Origin of the sequence: Bradyrhizobium sp. 27S5, assembly GCF_037217225.1 — a bacterium.
Classification (GTDB): domain Bacteria; phylum Pseudomonadota; class Alphaproteobacteria; order Rhizobiales; family Xanthobacteraceae; genus Bradyrhizobium; species Bradyrhizobium septentrionale.
In genome coordinates this window covers 2,779,034-2,801,319 of sequence record NZ_CP147714.1, presented here as the reverse complement: position 1 = coordinate 2,801,319, position 22,286 = coordinate 2,779,034, and the positions used below count along the sequence as shown (strand labels likewise).

The following is a 22,286-nucleotide window of genomic DNA, read 5'->3' as shown; positions in this document are numbered from 1 at the left end:
TGAAAACACGCAAATATTGACCGGCGCGGTTTTACAGGTCCGCCCCCTTGCTCGCAAGCGCGAGCGACATGTTAAATCGGCCGGGAACTGCCGAAAACCGCCGCTAAGTATCGGATTTGTCACACCCCGGTAGCGTATTCCTGGACAATCCTGCGCCGCTTTCATCCTTCAACGCGACCCCCGTGATCTGGCGTGCCAGGCCCTCACGCACAAGCCAAGAGATCCTGAATGCGGCTTCCGCATAACTCAGCCCGGCGCGGTGGATGTTGGAGATGCAGTTGCGGTCGGCATCGGTGAGGCCGATTCGCGGCGCGAAGGTGAGATAGGCGCCCAGACTGTCCGGCGCCGACAGGCCGGGCCGTTCGCCGATCAGCAGCACCAGCATGCGCGCGCCGAGGATCGTGCCGATCTCGTCCCCCAGCGCGACCCGCGCGCCCGATGCTGCGATCACCGCGCCGGCGTCGATCCCGTCGGCCTTAAGCCGCGGCACGAGATGCCGGATCAATTCGACGGCGTGCACATTGACCGCGGTCGGCGACAGGCCGTCACCGATCACGATGGCACAGGGGCACGCGGTGACGCCGCTGCTCTCGAGCCACCGCCTCGATGCGGAATCCAGCATGCGCCCGAGATCGGGCCGGCGCAGATAGTCGCGCCGGCTGCGCGCCTGGCTCGACACTTCGAGCGGCGTGATGCCGAGGCCGGCAAGACCGGCGGCAATCCCGCCGAGATCGAACGCCGCGTGGACGGCATCGCGGGCGCGGGCGTGATCGAGCGTGAATGCGAGCAGCGCACTGGTCGGCAGGCTGGCCCCGGACCGGCCGAGACCGACGCGCGCCGGCGTGAGCTCGCGCAGATCGGCAAGCGAAGCGGGCATTGGCGAAGGGGACGATGGCGCCGGCGGTGTTGTCATGCTGCTATTCGGCGGGAACGGAAGCCTCGCGCAGCCGGAGCGAGTAGTTCGAGGCGTTCTGCCGGCCGCTGGAGGCTGCACGCGCAAACGTGATCAAGTGATGTGCCACCAGGGTCGCCGAGATCAGCCCCTCGATGTCGCCGCGCTTGAGCCGGCCGAGCGCAAACTTCCAGAACACGCGCTTGTAGTCGCCGAGCACGCCGACCTTCCAGAAGATGTTGCGCAGCATGATCAGGCCGCGCCGGATGTTGGCCCAGCTCTTCATCTCCGGGCTGACCGGCACCTTGATGCGGTTGGCATAGGTGTAGTCGCATTGATGCTGGTAGCGCCTAAACAGCGTCTCGGGCTCGTAGGCGAGCTCCATGCATTTGCGCCAGGAACTGACCACGTCCTCGTAAGGCAGCAGGAATTGCACGTTGGAGTCGCGGCTGTCGTCATCGATCAGCCGTCCCGCTTTTTCGAGGCGATCCCACAGCGGCGTCTTCGGCAGCGCCTGCAGCAGGTTGATGGTCAGGAGCGGAATCCGGGACTCCTCGACGAAGGAGAGCAGCGCATCACCGGTCTGCGGCTTGTCGGTGTCGAGCCCCATGATGATGCCGGAGACGACTTCCATGCCGAAGGAATTGATGGTGCGCACGCCCTCCAGGATCGGAACCATCATGTTCTGATCCTTGTGCATCGCCTTCAGCGCGTCAGGATCCGGCGTCTCGATGCCGACGAAGATCGTCACGAAGAAGGCTTCGCGCATCTTCTCCAGGATCTCGGGCCGCTTGGCGATGTTGAGCGTCGCCTCGCAGGCCAGCCGGGTGACATAGCCGGTCCGCTTCTGCCACTCGATCAGATGCGGCAGCAATTCGCTGGCAGCCTTGCGGTTGCCGATGAAATTGTCGTCGACGAAATAGACGGTGTCGGTCGCGCCGCAGGCGCGCAGCTTGTCGAGCTCGGCGATGATCTGCTGCGGCGATTTCAGGCGCGGATTGCGGCCATAGAGCCCGGGGATATCGCAGAACTCGCACTGATAGGGGCAGCCCGAGGAGAACTGGATGCTGCCGAGAAAGTACTTCTTGGTTTCGGCGAGCTCGTAGGCCGGCAGCGGGAATTCCGTCATCGGCAGGCGATCGAGGGTCTTGAGCACCACCTGCTCGGCAGGACGGCTGGTGTCCTCCGCGAGGCGCTTGATCAGTTCGTTGGTCGCGTCACCGAGTTCGCCGACATGAAGGTAGTCGAATGAGGGATAGTAGTCCGGACAGGCACTGACCGACGGGCCACCGATCGCGACCGCCAGGTCATAGTCATGCGCGCGATGGCAGATGTCGTTCATCTGCTGGCGCTGGATGTGCATACCGCTGACGAATACGGCTTCTGCCCACTCGAAGTCCTCCGCCGTCGCCGGCCGCAGGTTCTCGTCGACGAAGCGGACCAGCCAGCTCTCGGGGAGGTATGCCGCGATCAGCAGCAGTCCCTGCGGCGGCATGAACGCCTTGACGCCCTCCGTGAGGGGATAGGAGTGCTCGAAGGTCCCGAACGACGACGTATAGCGCGGAAAGACGCAGAGGATACGCCGTGCTGTCTTTATGCCCTCAGCTCTCATCGAATGACCCCGAAGCACCCTCAAATCTAACCATAGCGCGGAACGCTGGGCCAGAAATTCTTCAACATTGTGGCACTTACCAACGTCACACTACCGAGATAGTTGCTCTGCAGAATTGCGCTATCCCCTCAGGTCAAGAGCCTGGCAGCGAGATCGGGCAGCCGCTCCGCATCGGCAACGAGGCGAAAGTCCGGCCCGGCAAGGCCTGCGCGCAGCAGCCAATCGTCGAATTCGGGCGCCCGCCTCAGGCCGAACAGGTCGCGGATGTAGAGCGCATCGTGAAACGATGTCGACTGATAGTTCAGCATAACGTCATCCGCGCCCGGCACGCCCATGATGAAGTTCACACCGGCGGCCGCCAGCAGCGTCAGGAGATTGTCCATGTCGTCCTGATCGGCCTCGGCGTGGTTGGTGTAGCAGACGTCGATGCCGAGCGGCAGGCCGAGCAGCTTGCCGCAGAAATGATCCTCGAGCCCGGCGCGGATGATTTCCTTGCCGTCGTAGAGGTATTCGGGACCGATGAAGCCGACCACGCTGTTGACGAGCAGTGGATCGAACGCGCGCGCCACCGCATAGGCCCGTGCCTCGCAGGTTTGCTGGTCGACCTGGTGATGGGCGTTGGCCGACAGCGCCGAGCCCTGCCCGGTCTCGAAATACATCACATTTTCGCCGACCGTGCCGCGGCGCAGCGACAGCCCGGCTTCGCGGGCCTCCCGCAGCAGCGACAGGTCGACGCCGAAGCTGCGGTTGGCTGCCTCGGTGCCGGCGATCGACTGGAATACGAGATCGACCGGCAGCCCCTGCCCGATCAATCCGAGCGTGGTCGTGACATGGGTCAGCACGCAACCCTGCGTCGGAATCTCCAGCCGCGTGATGATGTCGTCCAAGAGCCGCAGCAGGGTGCCGATGACATTCGGATCGTCGCTCGCCGGATTGATGCCGATGCAGGCATCGCCCGATCCCAGCAGCAGGCCGTCCAGGATCGAGGCGGTGATGCCCCTGGCGTCGTCGAACGGATGGTTCGGCTGCAGCCGCGTGCTCATTCGCCCGCGCAAACCGATGGTGTTGCGGAAGCGGGTCGTCACCTCGCATTTCTTCGCGACCAGGATCAGGTCCTGGTTGCGCATCAGCTTCGACACCGCCGCCACCATCTCCGGCGTGATGCCGCGCGAGATCTTCTTGATCAAATCACGGGTGGCGGCATCCGACAGCAGCCAGTCGCGGAAGCCGCCGACGGTGAGCGACGACACCGGCAGGAAGCCGGCCACGTCGTGGCTGTCGAGGATCAACCGGGTGACTTCGTCGTCCTCATAGGGGATCACAGGCTCATCGAGGAATTGCTTGAGCGGAACGTTGGCAAGCGCAAGCCGCGCGGCGATCATCTCCTCCGCACTGTCGGCCGCAATGCCGGCCAATCGGTCGCCGGAACGCGGCGGCGAGGCCTTGGCAAGCAGGATGCGCAGATCGTCGAATGCATAGTTGGTGGCATCGATTGTGTGACGATAGAGCATGGGGAGTTCGCGTCGCGGGCTGGGGACGGCATAGCCTAGCACCTCTTTGCGAAAGTCGTGCCACCAGCTTCGCCCTCCGCGCCGGAGGTGTTGATGGTGATGGCGGCGCATCATCGTCGCCGCGGCAAGCCGCCGGCCCCCGGCGGACTCAGAACGCCTTATAAGACATTGGTATTATTTAGAGATTTTAAGGGTTGCGGCCACAAAAAACGCACGCGTTAAGAAATTGTCCATGAAGGTTTTGCATAAGCTTTAATCGGCCGAAGGTGCTCCCCGGCCTCTTGGAGTGCCCGCAATGCCCGCCCCCATCACATCTCCCGTCTCCACATCCGGGCCTCCAATGGCATCCCGATTCTCGCTTGCTGCCAGGCTGTACTCGACGTTTGCGCTGATCGCGGCGCTGACCGCGGCCATCACCGTGCTGTCCGACTACAACGCGCGGCGCAACGCCGAGCTGACCGAGGCCGTCGACCTCGCCAGCCGTGCCGCGCTCAATGTCGAGCGGGTCAATTCGCTGGTCTATGCCGTGGTGATGGAATCCCGCGGCATCTACATGTCGACCGATCCGGCGGCGGTGAAGAAATACGGCGACGGGCTGCTGGCGTTCAACGAGCGCATCCTCGGCGTGGTGAAGAACTGGGAAAACCTGGTGCAGGCCGACGACACCAGCCAGTTCGCGGTGTTCAAGCAGCGCATCGAGCAGTTCGTCGAGTTTCGCAAGGAGCTGGTTCGCCGCGGCATCGAGATCGGCGCCGCAGCCGGGCGTGAATGGGGCGACAACGACGCCAACCGCAACGTGCGCACAGCGCTGAACAAGGATCTCGAGGCGCTTTCCAAGGTCTACGCCGAGCGCAGCAAGAAGCTGGCGCAGCAGACCGACACCAACCGCGCAATGGCGCTGCTGCTGACCGGGCTCGGCGCGGCGGCCCTGATCGTGGTCGTGCTGGGCGTGCTGATCATCGCCCGCTCGGTGGCCCGCCCGCTGTCGCAAATCACCACGACCATCAAGCGTGTCACCGAGGGCGCCGACCATGTTGAAGTGCCGCATGTCGGCCGCCGCGACGAGATCGGCGCGCTGGCCGGCGCCATCAAGGTCTTCCAGGAGGCGATGGACCGCAACCGCAGCCTGAACGCCCAGGTCGCGCAGGATTCCGAGGCGCGCGATGCACGCGGCCGGCATATCGAGACGTCGCTCGAGACGTTCCGCAGCACCATCGGATCGGTGCTCCGCGCGGTGCACGACAACGCAACCACGATGCGCGACACTGCGCAGACCATCGCAAACGTCGCGGCAGGCGCCAGCGGCCGCGCGGCGGCGGCGGCAGGCGCGACCGAACAGGCCTCGAGCAACGTTGCCGCGGTGGCGGGCGCGGCCGAAGAACTCTCCGCCTCGGTCGAGGAGATCGGCCGTCAGGTCAAGCAGTCGTCCGGCGCGGTCGATCAGGCCGGTGCGCGCACCGACCGCTCGATCACCGAGATCGAGGGGCTTGCCGCCACCACCCAGCGCATCGACGGCGTGCTGAACCTGATCCAGGCGATCGCCGAGCAGACCAACCTGCTCGCGCTGAACGCCACCATCGAGGCGGCCCGCGCCGGCGATGCCGGCCGCGGCTTCGCCGTCGTCGCGCACGAGGTCAAGGCGCTGGCCGGGCAGACCGCGAAGGCAACGGCCGAGATCAGCGAGAATGTCGGCCTGATCCAGGCTTCGACCCGCAACTCGGTGGCCGCCGTGCGCGAGATCGGCCAGGCGGTGCGCGAGATCAGCAACGTCACCGCCAACATCGCAAGCGCGATCGGCCAGCAGGACGCCGCCACGCGCGAAATCTCCGCCAACGCGCACATGGCCGCGCAGGGTAATGAAACCCTGGTGACCAACGTCGGCTCGCTCCGCGACGATATGGACCAGACCAGCAAGGCGGCGGAATCGGTGCTCGCGGCATCGAACGATCTGACCACAACCGCCGAGACGCTGTCGCGCGAGGTCGAGCAGTTCTTCCGCAACCTGCGCAGCGACGCCGCCTAGACCTGTGGCGGACCGGAACCTGAACGAATCAGCGATGCGCCGAGACCGTGCGGCAGATCCTGGCCAATCTAGATGGTAAAGACTCTCCCAACGCACGGGCCCAAATTACACACGCTTCAGGCCGCCTTTCTCAATTTGATCCCCCTATAAAAAGTCCCGGAGCGCGGGGGCGCGGGGAAGTGGAAGCGAGCAATGAACGGGCTTGTACAAAAGCCGAAGGCGGTGCCGACCAAACGGCTGCTCGCGCTCGGAATAGGCCTCATCCTGTGCTTTTCGGGGATCTGCGCCGCCATTCTCTGGGAGATGGCGGACAAGGACTACCGGCATGCGAAGGAAGGCGCGACCAACCTCATCGCCTCCATCGCCAGCGAGATCGACCGCACCATCGAGCTCTATGATCTCTCGCTGCAGGCTGTCGCCGACGGCGTCAAGCTGCCGGAGCTCGGCAAGATCAGTCCCGAGCTTCGCCAGGTCGTGCTGTTCGACCGCGCCGCCACGGCCAAGGATCTCGGCTCGATCCTCGTGCTGAATGCAGCAAGAGACGTCACGCGCGATTCCAGAACATTGACGCCGCGGGCCGCAAATTTCGCAGATCGGGACTTCTTCCGGGCACATCGGACGCGAGCGGACAGCGGACTGTTCATCAGTCCTCCGTGGGTCACTTCGGACGGCGAATATTTGATCAGCCTGAGCCGCCGCATCAGCAATGACGACGGGTCTTTCGCCGGCGTGGTCGCCGGCAGCATGCGGCTCAGCTATTTCCACAATCTGTTTCGCAAACTGAATTTCGGCGCCGGCGATAGCATGGCGTTGTTCAACACTGATGGCGTCATGGTGATGCGGGCACCGTTCGACATCAGCAAGATCGGGCAAAGCATCAAGGACTCCCTGGTCTTCAAACAGTATCCGGCACGGCAGTCCGGCTCCTACATGACGAAATCGGTCGTCGACCATGTCAACCGGCTCTATATCTTTCAGGAGGTCGGACACCGCCTCCTGATCATCGCCGAGGGTCTCTCACTCGACGGCATCTATGCCGACTGGTGGCAGCAGCTGTGGCTGATCGGCGGCGTGGTGGCCGCGCTCGGCGGCTTCGCGATCATCCTGATGTTCTATCTGCTGGCCGCGCTCAAACGACGCGCCGCCGCGGAAGACCGGCTCGCACACCTCGCGAGCACCGATGCACTGACCGGTCTCGCCAACCGCCGCCGCCTCGACGATACCCTTGACGTCGAATGGCGTCGCGGCATGCGCGCAAAGGCGCCGGTCTCGCTTCTGATGATCGACGTCGATCATTTCAAGGCGTTCAACGACACCTACGGACATCAGGCCGGCGACGCCGTGCTCGCCACCGTGGGGCGCTGCATCGCAGCCAGCACAAAGCGCGCAACCGATCTCGGCGCGCGTTATGGCGGTGACGAGTTCTCGGTGCTGCTGCCTGGCATCGGCAAGGCGGGCGCATTGGAAGTTGCCGAAAAGATTCGCGCAAAGCTGACGGCTGCGCGCGAATCCGAGCATGAGTTACCGACCGTCAGCATCGGATTGTCTTGCCTCGTCCCTGATCACGAGCGCACATCGCGCGATCTGCTCAAGGCCGCGGACCTCGCGCTCTATCAGGCCAAGCATGAAGGCCGCGACCGCGTCGTCGTCAGTCCCATCGGGTGGGATAAATCGGGCAAGCGGCACGTCGCCTGATCGAGATCACGCTAGAGCGTTTTCGAGCGAAGTGGATACCGGTTCGCGTTAAGAAAACGCGTCAAAACAAGAATCTAGAGCCCCGTTCCGATTCCATCGGAACGGAAAAGGCTCTAGCGCGGTCGAACGCGCGACCGCCCCCCGCTCACTCCACCGGCAGCACGTCGACCGCGACGCTGAGCTTTTGCTTGCGCGCGCCGACGATGACGCCGTCGACCGGCGAGACGTCGGCGAAGTCGCGGCCGATGGCGAGAATAATGTGGTCGTTGGCGACCATGAGATCGTTGGTCGGATCGAACCCGACCCAGCCGAGCTCGCTGCCGCACCAGACCGACACCCAGGCATGGGTTGCGTCCGCGCCCTGCAGCCGCGGCTGGCCCGGCGGCGGAATGGTGCGCAGATAGCCTGAGACATAGGCCGCGGGCAGGCCGAGGCCGCGCAGGCCTGCGATCATCACATGGGCAAAATCCTGGCAGACGCCATGGCGCTTCTCGAACACGTCGCGAAGCGGTGTCGAGATCACGGTCGCCTTGGGATCGTATTTGAAGTCGCTGCGGATGCGGCGCATCAGGTCGGCCGCGCCGGCGAGGATGCCGCCACCGGGCAAGAAGCTCGCGGAGGCGTAGGCCGTCACCGGCCGCAGCACCGGCACCAGCGCGCTGGCAAAGACGTAGCCGACCGGCGAGGCCGCACCGAGGCTCACCCCTTCGAACGCGTGATCGCGCACGCTCTCCCAGGGCGGGCTCGCGGCGCCACGCGCCGGCGGCTGCCGCGCCACCGAGACCCGCGAGCGGGAATCGATGCGAAGGCTGCGATGCGCGGCCTCGATCAGGACGCTTTCGGTCAGCGTGCCGAAGAAGTCGCGCCGCACGGTGCGCTCCGCGGGCTTGGGGCGGATATCGACCGAATGCGAGATCAGCTGTTGCCCGTCGCCGCTGACCGGCTCCAGCCGCAGCGAGCAGCGCGCGAAGCTGACCTGGGTCTCATAGCTGTAGGTCGTGACGTGACGGATGTCGTAGATCACGCCAGCCCCGTGAGCTTCTCCGGCCGGCTGGCGTTCGGTCCATGCGGGAAATAATGCAGCCCGACCGCATCGGCGATGTTGAGCAGGTCCTGCTCCAGCGCGAACAGCGTCTTGACGTCGAGGCTGGCCGCTTCCGCCGTCGTCAACATCGCCTCCACGGCGACTGCGAGCCGCTGCGGCCGCTCGATCAGGCCGTGCTCCTTCAGGCTCGGCAGCGCCGCGATATGCTCGTTCAGCGCGGCGACCTGGAATGCGACCGAGCGCGGGTTGTAGGGGTCGAGCACCGCGAGATCCCGCACCGGCGTGAGCAGCGGCTGCACCAGATAGCGCGAGCGGTAGGTGATCTGGCAGTCGACCAGCGTGAGCAGGACGTCGAGATCCTCGTCGCCGGCTTCGTCATAGGCGAACTGGCGGGCAAAGCGCGTGGTGTTGATGGCGCGCTCGGCGCGGCGGCCCATCTCGAGGAAGCGCCAGCCGGCGGCGCGGTTCATGTTCTCCTGCGCGAGGCCGGCGAAGCTTGCGAGCTCCTGCAAGGTCAGCTCGGCGGCGCTGACGACGCCGTCGTCGTCATGCACCTCGATCGCGAGCCGCTCGGCCATCTCGGTGATGACCTGCCAGGCATCCGGCGACAGCCGCTCGCGGAGCGAGGTCGCGGTGCGTTGCGCCGATCGCACCAGCGACAGCGCCGAGCCGAACTTCTCCTCGTTCTGCAACGCCTCGAGCGCGACCTTGGCGGGATTGGCGCGCGCGGTCTGCGAGGCCGCGCCCCAGGCGACCAGCATGCGCTGGATGCGCTCGGTCGAATGCATCGCCGGCGCGGCGCCGGTCGAATTCGCTCGCGCGGGATCGCGCAGCGGCGTGCACAGCGCGCGGATCAGCCGGATGGTGGCCTCGGCACGCTCCAGATAGCGGCCGAGCCAGAACAGATTGTCGGCGGCGCGGCTCGGCAGCACGCCGGCAATGCGGCGGATACGCACGGTGTCGACCGCCGGCAGCAAGGTCGAGGTCGCGACCGCCTTGTCGGAGACCACCCAGACGTCGGCGGACACCGCGCCATCGCCCATCGACACCGCGCGCGCATCCGCCCGATCGGCAATCCGGCAGAAGCCGCCGGGCAACACGGTCCAGCCGTTCGGCGTCGCCGCCGCGAACACCCGCAGCACGAACGGGCGCGGCGCGATGCGGCCGTTTTCCCACACCGGCGTGGTCGACAGCCGCACCAGTTCCTGGCCGGCATAGTCGATGCCGCGATGGCTGATCGCGTCCTTCAGGCGATCGCGGTCCGCCGCCGACAATTCGCCGGGGAGCACCGGCCCGTGGCCGGGAAAATCCGGAACGCCGCGGCCATAGGCGCCCTCGATCGCGAACTCGTCGAGCCGCGACAGCACCTCTTCGCGGGCGGACTTCTGGCCGCACCACCAGGTCGCGATGTGCGGCATCATCAGGTCTTCGGAGAGCAGACGGCGGCAGAGATTGGGCAGGAAGCCGAGCAGCGCCCGCGCTTCCAGCACGCCCGAGCCCGGCGTGTTGGCGACCACGACACCGCCCTTGCGCAGGACCTCGACGAGGCCGGGCACACCGAGATAGGAGGACGCGTCGAGCTCGAGCGGATCGAGCATGTTGGAATCGACCCGGCGCAGCAGCACGTCGAGCCGCTTCAGCCCGGCGACGGTGCGGATATGGATGCGGTCGCCGGAGACCGCGAGATCGTCACCCTCGACCAGCAGGAAGCCGAGATAGCGCGCGAGCGTGGCATGCTCGAAATAGGTCTCGCTGAAGGCGCCCGGCGTCAGCAGGCCGATCCGCGGTTCGTCGCGGTCGGCGCTGGCGCGAAGCGAATCGCGGAAGGCCTCGAAGAACGGCGCGACGCGCTCGACATTCATCGACTTGTAGAGATTGGAAAAGGCGCGCGACAGCACCAGGCGGTTTTCCAGCGCATAGCCGGCGCCCGACGGCGCCTGGGTGCGATCGCCGAGCACCCACCAGCGGCCGTCAGGCCCGCGGCCGATGTCGGCGGCATAAAGATGCAGATAGCGGCCACCCGGCGGCTTGACGCCGCTGACCGCGCGCAGATACTCGCTGCTGCCGGCGATCGCCGCCGCAGGAATCGCGCCATCGGCGACGAGGCGGCCCTCGCCGTAGAGATCCCGCAGCACCATTTCCAGAAGCTGTGCGCGTTGCGCGACGCCGGCGGCGAGCTGCCGCCAGTCGGCCGCGTCGATGATCAGCGGCAGATGACTGAGCGGCCAGATCCGGTCCGAGGTGTCGCCGGGCGCGCGATAGGTGACGCCGGCCTCGCGCAGATGACGGTCGGCGGAGGCAAAGCGGCGCTCGATATCGGCCGGCGACAGCGCGGCAAAGGCATCGAAGAAGCGGGCCCAGACCGGCCGCGGTGCGCCGTTCTCGGCAATATATTCGTCGGGAATGCCGGGCAGCCGGACATAGTCACGGGTCCACTGCGCCATCCGGCGCTGACCGGGACGGGCCCTGCTCTCCTGACTGCTGCCTTGCCCACCCGATACGGTCATTCCACTTCCCCTTGACACAATTAGTGCAGGAGCAGCGACCGCAAGTCGAGGGTCAAGGGAAACTCAATTGTGCGTTCCTCCGGCGGTGTCTCGATCCTGCCGGGGGTATGGCCATGATCCTGGAAGCGCGCCAGCCGCCGCGCCTCGGCCTCGTAGGAATTGACCGGCTTGGTCTCGTAGTTGCGGCCGCCGGGATGGGCGACGTGATAGACGCAGCCGCCGAGCGAGCGGCCGTTCCAGGTATCGATCAGATCAAACGTCAGCGGCGCGTGCACCGGAATGGTCGGATGCAGCCCGGAGGCCGGCTGCCAGGCCTTGAAGCGGACGCCGGCGACCGCCTCGCCGGCGCGGCCGGTCTCGGTCATCGGCATCCGCCTGCCGTTGCAGGTGATGACGTGGCGGCCCTCGACGAATCCGGTCGCCTTCACCTGCAGACGCTCGACCGAGGAATCGACGTAGCGCACGGTGCCGCCCGCAGTGCCCTCCTCGCCGAGCACGTGCCAGGGCTCGAGCGCCTGCCGCAACTCCAGACCGACGCCGCCGTGATGGACGCGACCGAAGACAGGGAAACGGAATTCGAGCTGGGCCTGATACCATTCCGGTTCGACGTCGTAGCCGGACTGCTTGAGCTCGGCGAGTACGCCGAGGAAATCCTCCCAGAGAAAATGCGGCAGCATGAAGCGGTCATGCAGCGCGGTGCCCCAGCGCACGAATTTGCCCTGCTGTGGCTCGCGCCACAGTTTTGCGATCAGCGCGCGGATCAGAAGCTGCTGCGCCAGCGACATCCGCGGATCGGGCGGCATTTCGAGCGCGCGGAATTCGACCAGGCCGAGCCGGCCGGTCGGGCCGTCGGGCGAGTAGAGCTTGTCGATGCAGATTTCCGCGCGATGGGTGTTGCCGGTGATATCGACGAGGATATGCCGGAACAGCCGGTCGACCAGCCACAGCGGCGCGTCCATGCCCGCCGGCGGCACGTGCGACAGCGCGATCTCGAGCTCATAGAGCCCATCATGCCGCGCCTCGTCGATGCGCGGCGCCTGACTGGTCGGGCCGATGAACATGCCGGAGAACAAATAGGACAGCGACGGATGCCGCTGCCAGTACAGCACGAGGCTCTTCAGCAGATCGGGCCGGCGCAGGAACGGCGAGTCCTCAGGCTTGCTGCCGCCGACCACGATGTGGTTGCCGCCGCCGGTGCCGGTGTGGCGGCCATCGATCAGGAAACGGTTGGCCCCTAGCCGCGTCTTCGCGGAATCCTCATAAAGGCCGAGGGTGATATCGACAGCCTCGCGCCAGCTTTGCGCCGGCTGCACGTTGATCTCGATCACGCCGGGGTCCGGCGTCACCTTGATCACCTCGATGCGCGGATCGAACGGCGGTGCGTAGCCCTCGACGTGGACTTGCAGTTGCAGTTCCTCGGCGGCGGCTTCGATCGCGGCGATCAGCTCGAGATAATCCTCGACCTTCTCGACCGGCGGCATGAAGGCGCACAGCACGCCGTCGCGCACCTCGATCGACATCGCGGTGCGCACCGGCAGCGGCTCTTCAATGTCCTTGAGTGCCTGCTTCAGCTCCGGATCGATCTCCCCCAGTGCATCGCGTGGTGCCATCGGGTCCTGCTCGACGACATAGGGAAAATCATCGGGCGGGACGTGTTCGAGCGAGCCGATCGGAAGGCGCAAGCCCAGGGGGGAATCGCCCGGAAAGAGGAACAAATGGCTGCGCCGGATCTTCCAGCGCTCGCTACGCCAGCGCGCCGGCACGCGGTCGCCGAGCGGAGACCAGCGCTGGATCGGCAGCGCAAAGCCCTTCGGTGACGTCAGCCCCTCGTCAAACACCCGCGCGATCCGTGCGCGCTCTTCCGGATCGGCCAATTTGGAGTTGGCCGGGCTCACATTGGCCGGCAGGCCTGCCTCGCGCTCGAGCCAGAACGCAGTGTCCTCAAAGGCCGGCATGACGTAGTCCGCCTTCAGGCCAAGCCGCGCGGCGATGCCGATTGCGAAGCGCTCTGCGTCTGCGATCTCAGCTTTGCGCGGATTTTCGACTGAAGCGATCAGGTCGGCATTGTTCCAGATCGGCTTGCCGTCCTTGCGCCAATAGAGGCCGAACGCCCAGCGCGGCAGGCTTTCGCCGGGATACCATTTGCCCTGGCCGTAATGCAGCAGGCCGCCGGGCGCGAACCGGGTGCGCAGCTTACGGATCAATTCGTCGGCGAGTGCGCGCTTGGTCGGGCCAACCGCGGCGACGTTCCACTCCGGAGATTCCAGATCGTCGACCGAAACAAAAGTCGGCTCGCCGCCCATGGTCAGCCGCACATCGTCCTTCGTCAGGTCGGCATCGACCTCCTCGCCGAGCCGGTCGAGCCGCGCCCAGGAATCATCCGAAAACGGCCTCGTGATCCGCGGCGCCTCGCGGATCCGCTTGACGGTCATCTCGAAGCCGAACTCGGTATTGGCGAAGCCTGCGGTGCCGGTCACCGGCGCGGCCGAGCGGTAGTGCGGCGTGGCACAGACCGGAATGTGCCCCTCGCCTGTCAGCATGCCGGAGGTGACGTCGAAGCCGATCCAGCCCGCGCCCGGCAGATAGACTTCGGCCCAGGCGTGCAGGTCGGTGAAATCGCTCTCGACCTCGCGCGGTCCTTCGATCGGATCGATGTCCGGCCTTATCTGGATGAGATAGCCGGAGACGAAACGCGCGGCGAGCCCGAGATGGCGCAGCGCCTGGATGAAGAGCCACGCCGAATCGCGGCAGGAGCCGGAGCCGGCGGCAAGCGTCTCCTCCGGCGTCTGGATGCCGGCCTCCATCCGGATCACGTAGCTGATTTTCTTCTGCAGCTGCGCGTTCAGTTCGACCAGGAAATTGACCGTGCTATCGGCCTTGCGCGGAATGTCCTTCAGGTAGGCGGCGAGCAACGGCCCGGGCTCGTCCGTTTCCAGATAGGGCGCGAGCTCGATCTTGAGATCGCCGTCGTATTCGAACGGAAAGCTGCTGGCATAGGGCTCGACGAAGAAGTCGAACGGATTGACCACCGTCATCTGGGCGGTGAAGTCGACCTCGACCTTGAGCTCGGTCGTCTTCTCCGGAAAGACGTAGCGCGCCAGCCAGTTGCCCTGCGGATCCTGCTGCCAGTTCACGAAGTGATTTGATGGCGTGACCTTGAGCGAGTAGCTCAGGATCGGCGTGCGGGTATGCGGCGCGGGCCGGAGCCGAATGGTCTGGGGCCCGAGATCGATCGGCCGGTCGTATTTGTAGTGCGTGACGTGATGCAGTGCGACGAAGATCGACACGGACCGAGGACTCCAGCAGCTTTTTTGAGCAGAACACTGCTGCCGGTCGACATCAAGCACTAACAACGGGCAGCGATTGCCCAGGAAATATCCGCGCGTTGTCCCGATGTCAGCAATTGGCGCGGCCGGAGACCCTCACCGGCTAGCGGCCGATCGCCCCAGACACCTGCGAAGCCAGCGACTGGGCGAGCATATGATAGCCCTCGGGGGTCAAATGCTGGCCGTCGGGCTGATGGGGGAGACCGCTCAACATCCCGTTGGAGAGCATGATCACCGCGATGCCACAGGCACTGAGGCGACTTTGAATATCGGCTGTCCGGTCAGGGCTGCCCTTGCGCCGATCATTGCCGCCCGGCTGCAAGATAACCGCACTGGTGCCGTTCGGGACGGCCCGGTCCAGGCGTTGCAGCATCCCTTCCGTGGTGTCGCCATTGATGCCGGCGTTCACGACGCGGACGTTCAATCCCTTCGCCCGCAAGATCGCTTCGAGCTGCGCGGGATAGGCCTGGTTGCGCGCCACGCCCTTGCCGTAGGTATTGCTCGCGCCAAGCGCGACAATGTTTGCGGCGTCAGCCGAACCGACGCCAACACTCAAGGCGGCCAGAAATGCGAGGCATCCAATCGTTCCGAATCGACGCCCGCGCATGTGTCCTCCGCACCTACATCGTCGCGCCGAGTACCCAGGGCGCGAACTCGGCGCCGCCGAAATCAAAACTCTCGCTCTTGGTCGGCTGGCCCGAGGCGGTCTTGAGGATGAGGTCGAAGATGCGCTGGCCGCATTCCTGCACGCTCTCCTCGCCGTCGAGGATGGTGCCGCAATTGACGTCCATGTCGTCTTCCATCCGCTTGTACATCGGCGTGTTGGTCGCAAGCTTGATCGACGGCGCGGGCTTGCAGCCGAACACGCTGCCGCGGCCGGTGGTGAAACAGACGAGGTTGGCGCCGCCGGCGACCTGCCCGGTCGCGGCGACCGGGTCGTAACCGGGCGTGTCCATGAACACAAAACCCTTCTTGGTGACAGGCTCGGCATAGTGCAGCACGTCGACGAGGTTGGTGCTGCCGGCCTTCGCCATCGCGCCGAGCGACTTCTCAAGGATCGTGGTGAGGCCGCCGGCCTTGTTGCCCGGGCTCGGATTGGCATTCATCTCGGCACCCTCGCGCTGGGTGTATTCCTCCCACCAGCGCATCAGGCCGACCAGCTTCTCGCCGACCTCGCGGCTGACGGCGCGGCGGGTCAACAGATGCTCGGCGCCGTAGGTCTCCGGCGTTTCCGAGAGGATCACGGTGCCGCCGTGACGGACCAGCAGATCGCTCGCGGCGCCGAGCGCCGGATTGGCCGACACACCGGAGTAACCATCCGAGCCGCCGCATTGCAGCGCTACGGTGAGCTCACTCGCCGGCACCGCCTCGCGCTTGACCTTGTTGGCATCGGTGAGTGCTTCCTTCACGAAGGCAACGCCGGCTTCCACGGTCTTGCGCGTGCCGCCGACCTCCTGGATGTCCATCGCGCGCAGCCGGCCGGCGAGCTTCTGCTCCTGCATCAACCCGCCGATCTGGTTCACCTCGCAGCCGAGGCCGAGCACGATGACGTTGGAGAAATTGACGTGCCGCGCATAGCCGCCGAGCGTGCGGCGGAGCAGCGCCAGGGGCTCGTCCTGGGTCATGCCGCAACCGGTCTTGTGGGTCAGCGCGACGACGCCGTCGACATTCGGGAAATCGGCGAGCGGGTTGTCGCCGGTGAACGGATTCTTCTTGAACATGTCGGCGACGATGCCGGCGACATGGGCGCTGCAATTCACCGAGGTGAGGATGCCGATATAGTTGCGGGTGGCGACGCGGCCGTCGGCACGGCGGATGCCCTCGAAGGTCGCCGGCAGATCGAAATTCGGCACCGGCTTGACGTCGACACCATAGGCATAGTCCTTGGCAAAGTCGCCCATGCCGCAGTTCTGCGTATGCACGTGCTGGCCGGGCGCGATCGGCTGCGTCGCAAAGCCGATGATCTGGCCGTAGCGCCTGATCGGCTCACCTGACGCGATCGGCTTGATCGCGACCTTGTGGCCGGCCGGAATGCGGTCGACCGTGGTGACACCGTCGGCCACCTCGAGCCCCGGCGGCAGGCTCGCGCGTGCGATCAGGACGCTGTCGTCGGCGTGCAGGCGGATCACTTGTGCCGAGGCCATGGGAGTTCTCCTTCGGAGTTCTTCAGCTCTCTCCGCCCTTTTGCGGGGAGAGGTCGGATCGCGTCAGCGATCCGGGTGAGGGGCAAGGCACAATGTCAATTCCAACGATGGTGCTCGCCGGATAGAGGCTCCTCACCCCAACCCTCTCCCCGCAAGAGCGCGGCGAGGGAGAAGTGACAATCAGGCTTTGCCGCCGGACTTCTCGCGGGTCGCGTTGACCTGCATCTTGGCGTAGGTCTGCATCAGGCCGACTTCGTTCGACAGCGTCACGAGCTTGAAGCCCATGTTGATCGCGCGCACTGCGCCATCGGCGCCGGAGCAGTGGATGCCGGGGTTGAGGCCACGCTTGCCGCATTCCTTGATGATCTTCTCGTAGATCTTGAGGATCTCGGGCTCGTCGCGATCGAGCTTCGGCACCAGACCATAGGAGAAGCCGAGATCGGACGGGCCGATATAGACGCCGTCGATGCCTTCGACATCGAGGATCGCTTCCATGTTCTCGACCGCGGTCTTGGTCTCCATCATCGGCAGCAGCACGATCTCGTCATTCGCCGTCTGCTGATAGGTGCCGGCGGAACCATACATGCCGGCGCGGATCGGGCCATTGGAGCGCACGCCCTTCGGCGGATACTTCGCATAGGAGACGAGGTTCTTGGCTTCCTGCGGCGTGTTGACCATCGGGCAGATCACGCCATAGGCGCCGCCGTCCAGCACCTTTCCGATGATGCCCGGCTCGTTCCAGGGCACGCGGACCATCGGCGTCACCGGATGGGCATGCATCGACTGGAAGCACTGCACCATCGAGAGATAATCCTGCACGCCATGCTGCATGTCGACGGTGACGCTGTCGAAGCCGCACTGCGCGATTACTTCGGCCGAAAACCCGGAGGGGATCGCGAGCCACGCGTTCACCACCGCCTTGCCCGATGCCCAGACCTGCTTGACCTTGTTTGCCATTGATCACGTTTCCTTTGTGTTTCTTCAGGTTTCTTGGAGGGCGGACCTCAGCTGGTCGCCCGCTGGATCGAGACTTCGCTGACGCCGACTTCGCGCGCGGTGTTCACTATCGCCGCCCAGGTGTCGTCAGGCAAGGGGATGCCGTTTTTGGTGCGGTCGGCGCGGGTTTTCCGCTCGGGATCACCTGGAACCAGCACGGACTCTGTGCCCGCAATCGGTTTGGTGGCGCGGATGAAATCGGTGTAGCGGGTGATCTCGCCATCGAAGAAATTGCTGGTGTCGATCACCTTGGGATCGATGTAGAACGCCATCATGCCGTTGGCGAAGCGCCGGTCCGACGACGTCGCGCCGGTGCCGGTCAGCGCGCCACCGAGCAGCTCGCAGATGAAGGCAAGGCCCGAGCCCTTGTGATCGCCGAAGGCGCGGATCGCGCCGGTCCCCTTGGTGTGGTCGCGCGGCCCGTCTGGCGTGTACGGACCATACAGCACGTGCGGATCTTCGCTCAGCGTGCCGTCGGCATCGACCAGCGCGCCATGCGGCAGCTTCTTGCCGCCGCGGCTCGCCACCAGCACCTTGCCTTCCGCGACAACGGAGGTGGCGAAATCGAGCACGATCGGATCCTGGCCCTGGCGCGGAATGCCGACGCAATATGGCGCGGTCGACAGCCGCTTCTCGACGCCACCGCAAGGCGCGACCAGCAGCGAGCCCGCCGCAGTCACGAAATGGATCGAGACCAGACCTTCGGCGGCGGCCATTTCGGCCCAGTCGCCGACGCGGCCGAGATGGCCGGAGTTGCGCAGCGCGACCGCGGCGAGGCCTGCCTTCTTGCACTTTTCGATGCCGAGCTTGACCGCAATCGGCGTGACGGTCTGGCCATAGCCGAACTTGCCGTCGACCACCGCAAGCGAGGCCGTGTCGACCACGACCTCGGGGGTCTGGTTCGGCACGATCGAGCCCATCTTCTTCCACCTGACATAGACCGGCACACGGATCACGCCATGGCTGTCGTGGCCGGTGAGGTTTGCCGTCGTCAGGTAAGTCGCGATGCGCTTCGCCTCGTCCGGAGCGGACTCCGAATGCGAAAACACTTCGGAGACGAAGTTGATGAGGTTATCGACCTTGATGGTGACCATGAAAGACTAGCTCGCTTGATAAAGCACGGTGCGTTGTTAGGCGTGGGTTTTGGCGTGGCCGCCGAGATAGGCCGCGGCGATGGCTTCGTTGCCCCACAATTCGTCAGGCTTGCCGCCCAGCACGATCCGCCCGGTCTCGAGGACAAAACCGTGATCGGCGACTGAAAGTCCCATGCGCGCATTTTGCTCGACGAGCAAGACCGTGGTGTCCTTCCTGATCTGCGAAATGATGCGGAACACCGCCTGCACGATGACAGGCGCCAGCCCGAGCGAGGGCTCGTCCAGTAGCAACAATCGCGGCTTGGCCATCAGGCCGCGCGCCACCGCGACCATCTGCAGCTGGCCGCCGGACAATGTCCAGCCGAGCGCGTTGGAAAAGGCACGGATGTCCGGAAACAGGTCGAACATCGCGTCGGCCTCGCGCGAGATCTGCGACGCCGATACCTTCCGGTTCGACGCGCCGAGCATGATGTTCTCTTTCACGGTGAGGCCCGGGAACACGCGGCGACCTTCCGGCACATGCGAGATGCCGAGCCGCACGATCGCCTCCGGCCCGAGGCCGGCGATCGAGTGACCGTCGAACATGATGTCGCCGGAGGCGGGCTTGGCGAGACCTGAGATCGCACGCAGCGTGGTCGACTTGCCGGCGCCGTTGGCGCCCAGCAGCGTGACCACCTGCCCCTGCTCCACGGCGATGGTGACGCCGCGCAGCGCCTCGATCTCGCCGTAGCGGACCACGAGATTGCGGATTTCGAGCAGCGGCATCATTCGCTCCCGAGATAGGCGGAGACGACGTCGGGATGGCGCAGCACCGCCATCGACTCGCCGTCCGCGATGCGGCGTCCGAAGTTCAGCACGGTGATGTGCTGGGCGGCTTCCGAGACCAGCGTCATGTCGTGATCGATGATCAGGATGGTGAGGCCTTGCGCTGCGATGCGCTTCAGCAGCTCGTGCAGCTCGAGCTTCTCGGTCGAGTTGAGGCCAGCGGCCGGCTCGTCGAGCAGCAGCAGCGTCGGGTTCGACGCCAGCGCCCGCGCGATCTCGATCAGGCGCTGGTGGCCGTAGGAGAAGCTTGAGATCAGCTCGTTGGCGCGATTGCCGAGGCCGACGAAGGTCAATGCTTCCATCGCCCGCTCTGTCAGCGCGTCCTCGCCCTTCCCGATCATGGTGTTGCCGGGCCGCTCGGCGCCGATCTCGACATTCTCCAGCGCCGTCATCGAGCGGAACAGGCGGATGTTCTGGAAGGTGCGGCCGAGACCCGCCGCCGTGCGCTGATGCGGCGCCATATTGGTGATGTCGGTGCCGTCGAGCACGATCTTGCCGGCAGTTGCCTTGTAGAGGCCGGACAACACGTTCAGCGTCGTGGTCTTGCCGGAGCCGTTGGGTCCGATCAGCGCATGCACGCCGCCGCGCTTCACCGCGATGTCGACGCCGTCGACCGCTTTCAGGCCGCCGAAATGCTTCGAGAGCCCGGTCACCTCGAGCACGATGTCGCCGCCTGTCGTCGCGGGCTTGAGCTGCAAGGCAGCCGCAGCCGGCGGCGCCTTGGCCTTCGCCCGCAAGCGCGTGAAGGCATCAGACACGAAGCCCCAGATGCCGTCGGGCATGAAGCGGATGATCAGGATCACCGACAGGCCGTAGATCGCCAGATAAAGTCCCGGCACGCTCTTCAGGAAGCGCAACCATTCCGGGATCAGGATCAACAGCCCGGTGCCGATCACCGAGCCGATCGGCGAGGCCACGCCGCCGAGCAGCGACATGGTCAGGAATACGATCGATTCCGCGAACGAGAACTGGTCCGGGCTGACATAGGCAAAGCCGCCGGCGAACAGGCCGCCGGCCAGACCGCCGAGCAGCGCGCAGAGCCCGAACGCGTAGATCTTGGTGCGGAACACGTCGATGCCGTTGACGCCAGCCGCGAGCTCATTGTCGCGCACCGCGCGCATGGCGCGGCCGAGCTTGGTGTCAGGCAGATGCCAGACCAGATAGCCGACGATCGCAAGCATCGCGACGCAGAAGGCGAGATAGCTCTGCGACGACTGGAACAGTTCGGGCCGGCGAATATTGGCGACACCGTCCGGCCCGTGGGTCAGGCCGATGGCATTGATCATCACCAGCGTCACGATCTGCTGGAACGAGATCGTCACCATGGCCAAGTAATGCCCGCCCAGCCTCAGCGTCGACATGCCGAGGAACGCGCCGGCGACCGGCGTGATGACGCAGGCCGCAACCAGGCAGAGCCAGAAGTTCAAATGCAGGTCGGCGGTCCCGAGACCGACCGCATAAGCGCCGAAGCCGAAGAATGCGGCCTGCGCCAGGTTGATCTGGCCGCACAGGCCGAGCACGACCGAAAGCCCGAACACCGCGATCGAGAAGGTCGTGGCCTGCAGCAGGATGTTGAGGATGTAGCCGTCGAACCGCATGCCGGCGGCGAGCGCCACCAGTACGGCGGCGCCGACGAAATACGGCAGATGACGGACGATCAGCGGCTTGGAGCGCACGGCCGGCGCCGGGATCATGTTGTCGCTGGCGCTCATGCTTTCTCCGCGACACGTTCGCCGAAGATGCCCTGCGGCCGGAACACCAGGAAGGCGATCAGCACCAGGAAGGCAAAGCCGTCCTTGTACGGCACCGAGATGTAGGCGGCGCCGAACGTCTCGATGACGCCGAGCGCGAGCCCACCGACGATGGCGCCGGCGACATCGCCGAAGCCGCCGATGATGGTCGCGGCAAACGCCTTCAGCGCAATCGTCGAGCCCATCTGGATCGAGACGAACAGGACGGGCGCGACCAGAATGCCGGCGAGGCCGCCGAGCACGGCCGAATAGATGAAGGTGATCATGATCATGGTGGAGACGGAAATGCCGAGCAGCGAGGCCATCTCCTTGTCCTGCGAGGTCGCCTGCAGCTTCTTGCCGAGCAGCGTCTTCTCGAAGAACCAGAAATTGAACAGCACCAGCAGGATGGTGACGCCGATGATCAAAAGATACTGGCTGTCCAGATAGACCGGGCCGAGCTGGATGCCGGGCGTATCGAACCAGCCCTGCAGCACCTGCGGCTGCGGGCCGTAGATCGCGAGCACCGAGTTCGACAGCAGGATCGAGGCGCCGATGGTGGCGATGATGACAGGCAGATAGGTGCGGTGGCGCAGCGGATAGTAGACGCCGAGATTGAAGATGACGCCGAACAGCGCCATGCCGGCGAGCGCGATCAGAAACGACAGCCAGTAAGGCCAGCCGAGATCGACCGAGAACACCACCATCAGATAGGCGGCGACCATCGAGAATTCGCCTTGCGCGAAGTTCACCACATTGGTGGCGCGGAAGATCAGCACGAAGCCGAGCGCGACCAGCGCGTAGACCGCGCCGATGCCGATGCCCGTGAACAGAAGTTGTAGGACCAGATCCATGACAGCGCCCGATCAGAACAGTGTGCGCGGGG

Annotated in this window: 15 protein-coding genes; 2 read left to right on the top strand and 13 right to left on the bottom strand. The window is 65.3% G+C overall.

All coding sequences use genetic code 11. The annotated features are described in order from the left end of the window. Window positions 1–103: 103 nt before the first annotated feature. The 3 genes from eutC to WDM24_RS13030 form a co-directional block, all read right to left on the bottom strand. Entirely contained in the window at window positions 104–913 is an 810-nt protein-coding gene (gene eutC, locus WDM24_RS13040; RefSeq protein ID WP_338831519.1) for an ethanolamine ammonia-lyase subunit EutC, read from the bottom strand. Between the two features lie 4 nt (window positions 914–917). Beyond that, window positions 918–2,504, bottom strand: coding sequence for a B12-binding domain-containing radical SAM protein (locus WDM24_RS13035; RefSeq protein WP_166297728.1), 1,587 nt, complete (start codon window positions 2,502–2,504; stop codon window positions 918–920). A gap of 128 nt (window positions 2,505–2,632) precedes the next feature. After that, a complete protein-coding gene (locus WDM24_RS13030; protein ID WP_166297730.1) occupies window positions 2,633–4,015 on the bottom strand; it encodes an ethanolamine ammonia-lyase subunit EutB in 1,383 nt (460 codons plus the stop codon). A 340-nt stretch (window positions 4,016–4,355) separates the two neighbouring features. On the opposite strand from WDM24_RS13030, the gene WDM24_RS13025 reads away from it, so the two are divergent. Then, complete coding sequence (locus tag WDM24_RS13025; RefSeq protein WP_338831517.1) at window positions 4,356–6,038, top strand: methyl-accepting chemotaxis protein; 1,683 nt, start codon at window positions 4,356–4,358, stop codon at window positions 6,036–6,038. A gap of 192 nt (window positions 6,039–6,230) precedes the next feature. Next, window positions 6,231–7,733, top strand: a complete 1,503-nt coding sequence (locus WDM24_RS13020) for a sensor domain-containing diguanylate cyclase (RefSeq protein ID WP_338831516.1) — start codon at window positions 6,231–6,233, stop codon at window positions 7,731–7,733. 145 nt (window positions 7,734–7,878) lie between these two features. Here the strand turns inward: WDM24_RS13020 and WDM24_RS13015 are convergent, their stop codons facing one another. The 10 genes from WDM24_RS13015 to WDM24_RS12970 all read right to left on the bottom strand — a co-directional run bounded on the left by WDM24_RS13015 (window position 7,879) and on the right by WDM24_RS12970 (window position 22,254). Further along, entirely contained in the window at window positions 7,879–8,757 is an 879-nt protein-coding gene (locus WDM24_RS13015; RefSeq protein WP_166297736.1) for a transglutaminase family protein, read from the bottom strand. Continuing rightward, window positions 8,754–11,285: a circularly permuted type 2 ATP-grasp protein gene (locus WDM24_RS13010; protein ID WP_338831515.1), complete on the bottom strand. Its 2,532-nt coding sequence runs from the start codon at window positions 11,283–11,285 to the stop codon at window positions 8,754–8,756. Before WDM24_RS13010 ends, WDM24_RS13015 begins: the two co-directional genes overlap by 4 nt. Window positions 11,286–11,305: 20 nt before the next feature. Beyond that, complete coding sequence (locus WDM24_RS13005) at window positions 11,306–14,572, bottom strand: transglutaminase family protein (protein ID WP_338831514.1); 3,267 nt, start codon at window positions 14,570–14,572, stop codon at window positions 11,306–11,308. A gap of 142 nt (window positions 14,573–14,714) precedes the next feature. Next, window positions 14,715–15,218 (bottom strand): GDSL-type esterase/lipase family protein, encoded by a 504-nt coding sequence (locus WDM24_RS13000; protein WP_338831513.1) that lies wholly within the window; start codon window positions 15,216–15,218, stop codon window positions 14,715–14,717. 13 nt (window positions 15,219–15,231) lie between these two features. After that, window positions 15,232–16,755 carry a UxaA family hydrolase gene (locus WDM24_RS12995; RefSeq protein WP_166297741.1) on the bottom strand — a complete coding sequence of 508 codons (1,524 nt, stop codon included), beginning with the start codon at window positions 16,753–16,755 and terminating at the stop codon, window positions 15,232–15,234. Between the two features lie 180 nt (window positions 16,756–16,935). Continuing rightward, a complete protein-coding gene (locus WDM24_RS12990) occupies window positions 16,936–17,712 on the bottom strand; it encodes an HpcH/HpaI aldolase family protein (protein ID WP_139481981.1) in 777 nt (258 codons plus the stop codon). A gap of 47 nt (window positions 17,713–17,759) precedes the next feature. Further along, window positions 17,760–18,845, bottom strand: coding sequence for a malate/lactate/ureidoglycolate dehydrogenase (locus WDM24_RS12985; protein ID WP_338831511.1), 1,086 nt, complete (start codon window positions 18,843–18,845; stop codon window positions 17,760–17,762). Window positions 18,846–18,881: 36 nt separating this feature from the next. Then, complete coding sequence (locus WDM24_RS12980; RefSeq protein ID WP_026192494.1) at window positions 18,882–19,610, bottom strand: ABC transporter ATP-binding protein; 729 nt, start codon at window positions 19,608–19,610, stop codon at window positions 18,882–18,884. Beyond that, window positions 19,610–21,382, bottom strand: a complete 1,773-nt coding sequence (locus WDM24_RS12975) for a branched-chain amino acid ABC transporter ATP-binding protein/permease (protein ID WP_338831509.1) — start codon at window positions 21,380–21,382, stop codon at window positions 19,610–19,612. Before WDM24_RS12975 ends, WDM24_RS12980 begins: the two co-directional genes overlap by 1 nt. Then, a complete protein-coding gene (locus WDM24_RS12970; protein ID WP_029082157.1) occupies window positions 21,379–22,254 on the bottom strand; it encodes a branched-chain amino acid ABC transporter permease in 876 nt (291 codons plus the stop codon). Before WDM24_RS12970 ends, WDM24_RS12975 begins: the two co-directional genes overlap by 4 nt. Window positions 22,255–22,286: the final 32 nt, after the last annotated feature.